We start from the raw sequence: 4199 nt of genomic DNA on the forward strand, positions 1-4199 counted from the left end.
CCTGCCAGGGGGGAGTCAGACCCAGTCCCAGGGCGAAGATGTCTTCGGTACGCATTCTGGCCCTCCGAGAGGGTCGCTACCCCTCGCCTGAGGATAAGGTCAATTCCATTTCAAGCGTCGAAGAACCCGCATTTGCCACAGTTCCACCGTGCCGGCCCTGGCCGAATCCTTCGGCCGCGGGGCCATGACCAACCATTGGATCGACATCGGCAACGCTGACTGCGTGCTGATCATGGGCGGCAACTCGGCGGAAACCCACCCCGTGGGCTTTGGCTGGGTGGTCAAGGCCATGGAGAAAGGGGCCAAGCTCATCCACGTGGACCCGCGCTTCACCCGCACTTCGGCCAAAGCCGATATTTACGCCCGGCTGCGTTCCGGTACGGACATCCCCTTCCTGGGCGGCATGATCAAATACCTCCTGGAAAATGATCTGTTTTTCAAGGAGTACGTCACCGAGTACACCAACGCGTCCTTCCTCGTTGCGCCGGAATTTGCCTTCAGCGAGGGACTCTTCTCCGGCTTTGACCCGGCCGCCCGCAAGTACGACAAGAGCAAGTGGGCCTTTGTGCTGGATGAAAACGGGGTGCCCAAACGCGATCTGACCCTGACGGACCCGCGTTGCGTGCTGTCGCTGTTAAAGGCCCATTACGCCCGCTACGACCTCAAGACCGTTTCCAGCGTCACGGGCACACCGGAAGACAAGCTGGTCGAAGTCTATAAGACCTACGGCGCGACCGCTGCGGCCGAAAAGTCCGGCACCATCCTCTATGCCATGGGCTGGACCCAGCACACGGTGGGCGTACAAAACATCCGCACCATGGCCATGATCCAACTGCTTCTCGGCAACATCGGCGTGGCTGGCGGCGGGGTCAACGCCCTGCGCGGCGAATCCAACGTCCAGGGGTCCACGGACCAGGGCCTGCTCTTCCATATTCTGCCCGGTTACCTGCCCACGCCCCGGGCCAACCAGAAAGCCTACGCCGATTACCTCGCCGGCATCACCCCCAAATCCGGCGATCCCAAGAGCCTCAACTGGAAACAGCACCAGCCCAAGTACATGACGAGCCTCATGAGAGCCATGTACCAGGAGGCCGAACCGGCCACCGCTTACGACTGGCTGCCCAAGCTCGACGTCGGCCAGGACGCCTCCTGGCTCACGCTCTTTGACCAGATGCGCAAGGGCAAATTCAAGGGATTTTTCGCCTGGGGCATGAATCCGGCCGCCAGCGGAGCCAACTCCAACAAGACCCGCGACGCCCTGACCAAGCTCGACTGGATGGTCAACGTCAACCTGTTCGACAACGAAACCGGCTCGTTCTGGAAGGGGCCGGGCATGGACCCCAAAAAGATCAAAACAGAGGTCTTCATGCTGCCGGCCTGCGTCTCCACGGAGAAGGAAGGCTCCATCACCAACTCCGGCCGCTGGATGCAGTGGCGCTACCAGGGGCCAAAGCCCCTGGGCCAGTCCAAACCCGACGGCGACATTGTCTACGAACTGTTCCTGGCTGTGCGGGACGCCTACAGGAAAAGCAAGGGCGCTTTCCCGGAACCGATTCTTGGGGCCAACATCAAGGACTGGGGCAACGGCCATGTGTTCGAGCCGCACAAGGTGGCCCGGATGATCAATGGCTACTACCTCAAAGACGTTACGGGCAAGGGGCCGGACGGCGCGGACGTGGTCTATAAGGCGGGGACTCAGGTTGCGAGCTTTGCCAATCTCAAGGACGACGGCTCCACGGTCAGCGGTGACTGGATTTACTGCGGTTCCTACACCGACACCGATCCGGTCAAGGGCAACAAGGCCGCCCGCCAGTCCCTGGAGCAGACCCCGGAACAAGCCAAGGTCGGGCTGTTCCCCAATTGGACCTGGGCCTGGCCGGTCAATCGGCGGGTGCTCTACAACCGGGCCGGCGTCAACGCCAAGGGCGTGCCCTACCAGCCGCAAAAGGCGGTCATGGCCTGGGACGAAGCCGGCAAGAAATGGGTGGGCGACATCCCGGACGGCAACGGTGCGCCGGGCACCATCCATCCGTTTATCATGCAGCAGCATGGCATGGGTGCGATATACGGGCTGGCCTCAACGACGGCCCCTTCCCGGAGCACTACGAGCCCATGGAAGGCCCCATTGCCGCGCATCCCTTCTCCAAGCAGCGCAGCAACCCGGCGGCGCTCATCTTCCCTGGCGAAGAGGCCAGTCGCAGCGTGGCCGACCCGAACTTCCCCATCGTGTGCACGAGCATCCGCGTCACCGAGCACTGGCAAACGGGCCTCATGACCCGCTGGACGCCGTGGCTCCTCGAAACTGAACCGCAGATGTTTTGCGAGATGAGTTTCGATCTGGCCAAGGAACGCGGCATCCAAAACGGCGACAAGGTGATCCTTAAAAACAAGCGTGGCACGCTGTGGGCCATCGCCATGGTCACCAACCGCATGAAACCCATGACTATCCTGGGCAAGGTCACCCATCAGGTAGCCATCCCCTGGCATTACGGCTGGGTCTGGCCGGCCGAAGGCGGCGATTCGGCCAACCTGCTCACCCCGTCGGTGGGCGACGCCAATACCGGCATCCCGGAGAGCAAGGCGTTTATGGTCAACGTGGCCAAGGCTTAGGCCAAAAGTGCCTGGGGTTTGAATGACAGCAGGCCTTGGCCTCCTGACAACCAGAGACGCGCATCACCAAGCGCGCCCGGACTCCTCCCCTTCCGGCCGTAAGCCGGGAAGCGTGCCGTGGAGCCGCGCCGCCTGGAAAGGAGACTGACCATGTCTGGAAAGTCGTTTTTCGTGGATTTGACGAAATGCACCGCCTGCCGGGGCTGCCAGGTGGCCTGCAAGCAATGGAAGCAACTGCCTGCGGAAAAGACGCGCCAACTCGGCAGCCATCAGAATCCGCCCGACCTGTCGTACACCACGATCCGTCTGGTGCGTTTCACGGAGTCCGGGGACGGCGACGACTTCTCCTGGCTCTTTTTCCCCGAACAGTGCCGCCACTGTGTGGATGCACCGTGCAAGATGGCGGCTGAATCCTCTGGAAACGGGGACGCGATCTTACAAGACGCCGACACCGGGGCGGTCATCTACACGGACAAGACCAGTGAACTGGACTTCGATTTCATCCGTAGCTCCTGCCCTTACGATATCCCGAGGCAGGACGCGGCCACCAAGCGCATCAGCAAATGCGACATGTGCATCGACCGGGTGCGCGGCGGGATGCTCCCGGCCTGCGTGAAGAGCTGTCCCACCGGGACCATGAACTTCGGCGACCGGGAAGAGATGCTGCACCTCGCAGGCACGCGTCTGGCCGAGGTGCAAAAGGCCAAGCCCAAAGCCAAACTGGTGGATATGGAGCAGGTGCGGGTGATCTATCTGGCTGCAATGGAACCCAAGACCTATTACAAGTTCATGGCCGATGCCGGCGGACCGAGAATGTACACAAGGTTTGCCGCATTAAACAAGTTCCTTGGGCCTTTGCGCCAGTTGCGAGGCTGACCGTCCTCGTAGCAAAGGGGGATGCGGGGCTTGTTCTGCCGGACAGGCCCCTTTTTTGCCATCGCCCCTTGGTTGCCCCCGGGCAAGGGCATGACGCAAATGACGCCTCCAACCTGTCAGGCGGGGCGTTCGCCTCTTTCTGCCCCCTGTTCGCCTTCCCGCACTCTCTTCAAAGCCCGCCGCCTGCCCATGCGCGTGACAGGCCAAACTAGGGACCGTTTGCCCAAAATGCATACCCGCTTAGCGCAGTCCGATCAGAAACGCCCGCTATCCCGGGCCGTTTACCCAGCCATCTGCCTATGCGCGGGACAGCATCTGCCCGAATGTTATCCAAAATTCCCTTGTAAAACAGTATGGTTGGGCAAGATGTTATCCAGCCCGGTTATCCACATGATAAAAGGGGTCAAGCCAAACATGGCCTAACCCCTTGATTTTATTCTGGTGCGCCCGACAGGATTCGAACCTGTGGCCGTCTGCTTAGAAGGCCGCGATTTAATTTTTAATATATTGTAATATTTTGATTTTTCAGCAAAATAACTACCGCCCCTTGGACAAAATCGCTCCTCGCTGGGACATTTCCGGTTCTCCGTAAGCGCTCAATAAGACGCGTCTTGTCAGGGCGAGCAGGAAGCGGCAGAAGCTCAGGCAGGGATGATCAGGGAGCAGGGATCGAGATGTTGTGGCAGGAGGGCCTTGCGTTGGGCATCGGTAGT

The 4199-nt window shown here is 60.6% G+C and carries 1 protein-coding gene and 1 pseudogene; both read left to right on the forward strand.

The annotated features are described in order from the left end of the window. Positions 1-121 precede the first annotated feature (121 nt). Positions 122-2610, forward strand: a pseudogene (gene fdnG, locus GTA51_RS20030) (formate dehydrogenase-N subunit alpha); the annotation flags it as partial. A 150-nt stretch (positions 2611-2760) separates the two neighbouring features. Then, on the forward strand, positions 2761-3486 hold the full coding sequence (locus GTA51_RS20035) for a 4Fe-4S dicluster domain-containing protein (RefSeq protein WP_160964256.1): 726 nt from the start codon (positions 2761-2763) through the stop codon (positions 3484-3486). Positions 3487-4199: the final 713 nt, after the last annotated feature.

Origin of the sequence: Solidesulfovibrio aerotolerans (assembly GCF_009856865.1) — a bacterium.
Classification (GTDB): Bacteria; Desulfobacterota; Desulfovibrionia; order Desulfovibrionales; family Desulfovibrionaceae; genus Solidesulfovibrio; species Solidesulfovibrio aerotolerans.

What these genes read in the sequence shown, in the direction of transcription:
- GTA51_RS20035 (WP_160964256.1), top strand. Translation starts at nt 2,761, where the DNA reads ATGTCTGGAAAGTCGTTTTTCGTGGATTTGACGAAATGCACCGCCTGC.